This is a genomic window from Burkholderia sp. HMSC10F09, from assembly GCF_001806955.1.
GTDB classification, from domain to species: domain Bacteria; phylum Pseudomonadota; class Gammaproteobacteria; order Burkholderiales; family Burkholderiaceae; genus Burkholderia; species Burkholderia multivorans.
The window spans coordinates 1-4,429 of the sequence record NZ_KV786771.1 but is presented as its reverse complement, the minus strand read 5'-3'; the positions used below and the strand labels follow the sequence as shown (position 1 = coordinate 4,429).

General features: G+C 68.1%; 3 protein-coding genes. 2 read left to right on the top strand and 1 reads right to left on the bottom strand.

Features of this window, described 5'->3' with window-relative positions; genetic code table 11:
• Window positions 1–68: 68 nt before the first annotated feature.
• Window positions 69–665 (bottom strand): MlaC/ttg2D family ABC transporter substrate-binding protein, encoded by a 597-nt coding sequence (locus tag HMPREF3115_RS17740; RefSeq protein ID WP_006397524.1) that lies wholly within the window; start codon window positions 663–665, stop codon window positions 69–71.
• 319 nt (window positions 666–984) lie between these two features.
• Between HMPREF3115_RS17740 and HMPREF3115_RS17735 the strand changes: the two genes are divergently transcribed.
• Window positions 985–3,618 carry a hopanoid transporter HpnN gene (locus HMPREF3115_RS17735; RefSeq protein ID WP_070555427.1) on the top strand — a complete coding sequence of 878 codons (2,634 nt, stop codon included), beginning with the start codon at window positions 985–987 and terminating at the stop codon, window positions 3,616–3,618.
• A partial coding sequence (locus HMPREF3115_RS17730; RefSeq protein WP_070555431.1) for an MlaA family lipoprotein occupies window positions 3,611–4,429 on the top strand: 819 nt, incomplete at its 3' end. The genes HMPREF3115_RS17735 and HMPREF3115_RS17730, both read left to right, overlap by 8 nt.

The window sequence follows — 4,429 nt, the reverse complement described above, 5'->3', positions numbered from 1 at the left end:
CGTTCAGTTGCTTAACTGAACGGCATTACGCCCAAGGGCGTCCTTGCTGCGCACCGCGGCTGCGCCGCTCAGTTCGTGCGGGAATTGTGCTTCTGCAGATACGCGATCAGGCCGTCGATGCCGCCCGACGCGAGCTGGCTCTTGAACTGCCCCTGATAGACCTGGATCAGCCACGCACCGGACATGTCGATGTCGTAGATCTTCCAGTCGTTGCCGACCTTGCCGAGCCGGTAGCCGACCGACTGGCTGTCGCCCGGCGTCGTGACCGTCGACTGCACGAGCGCGTCGGCGCCCGACGTGCCGCCCGCCTTGAACGAGAACTTCGCGTCCTGGTTGCCGAGCTGCGCGAGCGACGCGGCGTACGTGCGCGTCATCAGCAGCCGGAACTGCTTGTAGAGCTCCTGCTGCTGTTGCGGCGTCGCCTGCTTCCACGCGTCGCCGACCGCGATGCGCGTCGTGCGCTCGAAGTTCGTCGCCGGCAGGAAGCGCTGCTCGACGACCTGCGTGATCTTTGCCATGTCGCCGCCGCGCGCGGCCGGATCGGCCTTCATCGCGTTGACGGTGCCTTCGACCGCATGGCGGACGATGTCGACCGGCGCGCTCTGCGCGAAAGCGGAAACCGACACGGCGGCCGCGGCGAGGAAAGCAAACAGATGACGTTTCATACGGATATCGCACTCGATGAGAAAAACGGCCGGCTCGTTTGCACCGGCTGATGGCGCAAAGTATAGCGGGCCTGACGCGCACCTGCCGTGCGGCGACCGAACTGTTACCTTTGCGCCCCTTTTGTCACAAAGCCCCGGCAGCGTGCGGCGCCGCGCGATTATGTAAGCGTCCCTTTATAAACGCGTGTTCGCCCATGCCGATTCGTGCCTGGGCGAGCAAATATCCTTCCCGCCCCAAAACGCGTCAACGTCACGACCCCGGCGCCGTCGCGCCGGTATACTCATTGCTTTGCCCTTGCCAGCCCCTCCCCACCGCCACATGGTGACATCTCTCATCGTCCGACTCGTCGCGTGGTCGGTACGACGCCCGGTCTGGGTCGTCGTACTGTCGCTGCTGATTGCCGCGTTCAGCGGCGTCTATGTTGCGCGTCACTTCAAGATCAATACCGACATCAGCAAGCTGGTCGATGCGGAGCCGCAATGGGCGGCGCTCAGTCAGGCGGTCGATCGCGCGTTCCCGCAGCGCAACGGCACGATCCTCGCGGTCGTCGAGGCGCCCGCGCCCGAGTTCGCCACCGCGGCCGCGCATGCGCTGACCGAATCGCTGCAGAAGCAGGCCGCGGCCGGCCGGATCGGGCCCGTCGCCGAGCCGGGCGGCGGTCCGTTCTTCGAGCACAACGGGCTGCTGTTCCTGTCGCCGCAGCAGGTCGCCGATACGACGTCGCAGCTCGCGAGCGCGCGCCCGCTCGTCAACGAACTCGCGAAGAATCCGAGCCTCACGGGGCTCGCGACGACGCTGTCGACGACGCTCGGCCAGCCGCTGCTGACCGGGCAGGTGAAGCTGCCGTCGATGGCGAAGCTGCTCTCGCGCAGCGCCGCGACCGTCGACGACGTGCTCGCCGGCAAGCCCGCCGCGTTCTCGTGGCGCGCGCTCGTCGACAACGATGCCGCGCGGCAGCCGGCGCGCGCGTTCGTGACCGTGCAGCCGGTGGTCAACTACGGCGCGCTGAAGGCCGGCGCGCAGACGAGCGACGTGATCCGCGAAACCGCGCGCGCGCTCGATCTCGAGAAGCGCTACGGCGCGGTCGTGCGGCTGACCGGCGAACAGCCGCTCGCCGACGACGAATTCTCGTCGGTCGAAGACGGCGCGGCGCTGAACGGCGTCGTCACGCTGCTCGTCGTGTTCGTCATCCTCTGGCTTGCGCTGCGCTCGAAGCGCATGATCGCGTCGGTGCTCGTCACGCTGTTCGTCGGGCTCGTCGTCACCGCGGCGCTCGGGCTCGCGATGGTCGGCTCGCTGAACATGATCTCGGTCGCGTTCATGGTGCTGTTCGTCGGCCTCGGCGTCGACTTCTCGATCCAGTACGGCGTGAAGTACCGCGAAGAGCGCTTTCGCGACGAGCGCATCGACCACGCGCTGATCGGTGCCGCGCACTCGATGGGCATGCCGCTCGCGCTCGCCACCACGGCCGTCGCCGCGAGCTTCTTCTCGTTCATTCCGACCGCGTATCGCGGCGTGTCGGAGCTCGGGCTGATCGCCGGCGTCGGGATGTTCGTCGCGCTGCTGACGACGCTGACGCTGCTACCCGCGCTGCTGCGCCTGTTCGCGCCGCCGGGCGAATCGAAGACGCCGGGCTTTCCGTGGCTCGCGCCCGTCGACGACTATCTCGATCGCCACCGCAAGCCGATCCTGATCGGCACGCTCGCGGTCGTGATCGGCGCGCTGCCGCTGCTCGCGTTCCTGCATTTCGACTTCAACCCGCTGCATCTGAAAGACCCGCACAGCGAATCGATGTCGACGCTGCTCGCGCTGAAGGATTCGCCCGAAGCGGCCGTCAACGACGTGACACTGCTCGCACCGTCGCTCGCCGATGCCGACGCGGCCGCGAAACGCCTCGACGCGCTGCCCGAAGTCGGCCGCACGACGACGCTGTCGACGTTCATCCCCGCCGATCAGCCGGAAAAACGCGCGGCGATCGCGACGGCCGCGAGCACGCTGCTGCCCGCGCTCACGCAGCCGCCCGCGCCGCCCGCCACCGACGCGCAGCGCGTCGCCGCGCTCAAGCGCGCGTCGGATCTGCTCGGCTACGCGGCCGAAGATCATCCGGGGCCGGGCGCCGCGGCCGCGCAGCACCTGTCGCAGTCGCTCGCGAAACTCGCGGCCGCCGACAGCGCGACGCGCGACCGCGCGGAGCGCGCTTTCGCCGACACGTTGCGCATCGCGCTGAATCAGCTCGCGGCGCTGCTGCAGCCGCAGGAGATCACGCGCGACACGCTGCCGCCGACGCTCGTGCGCGACTGGGTCGCCCCCGACGGCAAGGCGCTCGTGCAGATTTCGCCGAAGGTGCCGAAGGGCGTCGACCCGAACGACGACACGATGCTGCGCCACTTCGCGACCGCCGTGAAGGCGGCCGAACCGGGCGCGATCGGCGGCCCGATCTCGATCCTGCATTCGGCGAACACGATCATCAGCGCGTTCCTGCACGCGGCGCTGTGGTCGATCATCTCGATCACGATCCTGCTGTGGATCACGCTGCGCCGCTTCGGCGACGTGCTGCGCACGCTGGTGCCGCTGCTCGTGTCGGGGATCGTCACGCTCGAGATGTGCGTGGTGCTCGGCATGTCGCTGAACTTCGCGAACATCATCGCGCTGCCGCTGATGCTCGGCGTCGGCGTCGCGTTCAAGGTGTATTTCGTGATGGCGTGGCGCGCGGGGCAAACCGGCCTGCTGCATTCGAGCCTGACCCACGCGGTGCTGTTCAGCGCCGCGACGACCGCGACCGCGTTCGGCAGCCTGTGGCTGTCGCATCATCCGGGTACGTCGAGCATGGGCAAGCTGCTCGCGCTGGCGCTGACCTGTACGCTGATCGGCGCCGTCGTGTTTCAGCCCGTCCTGATGGGCAAACCGCGCGTGAAGCGCGCGAAGAACCAAACGCAAGGAATCAATGAATAACATGCGAATCATCGCGGTGACCGTCGCCGCAAGCGCGATGCTGTCCGGCTGCGCGACGGGACCCAACCGCAACCCCAACGACCCGCTCGAGCCGATGAACCGCGCGATGTACAAGTTCAACGACACCGTCGACGAGCACATCGCGGTGCCGATCGCGAAGGGCTACCAGAAGATCACGCCGACGCCGCTGCGTACCGCGATCAGCAACTTCTTCTCGAACCTCGGCGATCTCGGCAACATGGCGAACAACCTGCTGCAGCTGCGGATCACCGATGCGACGCAGGATCTGATGCGCGTCGCGATGAACTCGGTGTTCGGCATGGCCGGGCTGATCGACATCGCGACGCCCGCGGGGCTGCCGAAGCATCACCAGGACTTCGGGCTGACGCTCGCGCGCTGGGGCGTGCCGTCGGGCCCGTACCTCGTGCTGCCGGTGTTCGGGCCGAGCACGTTCCGCGACGGCGTCGGGCGCGCGGTCGACGTGCGCTTCAACCTGCTGAACTACATCGAGCCGGCTGCGCGCAATCCGATGTACGTGATGCAGTTCATCAGCGCGCGTTCCGACCTGCTCGGCGCGACCGATCTGCTGAAGCAGGCCGCGCTCGATCCGTATTCGTTCGTGCGCGACGCGTATCTGCAGCAGCGCAAGTCGCTCACGTACCGCGGCCAGTCGTCGGCCGGGGTACCGAGCTACAACGAGCCGGGCGAAGCGGGCGCGGTGCCGGCAGCGACGCCGGCCGCGCCGGGGCTGCCCAATTACGAGGATCCGGGCGAGTCGGGCGGCGCGGGCGGCGGCGCGCCGAACAACGCG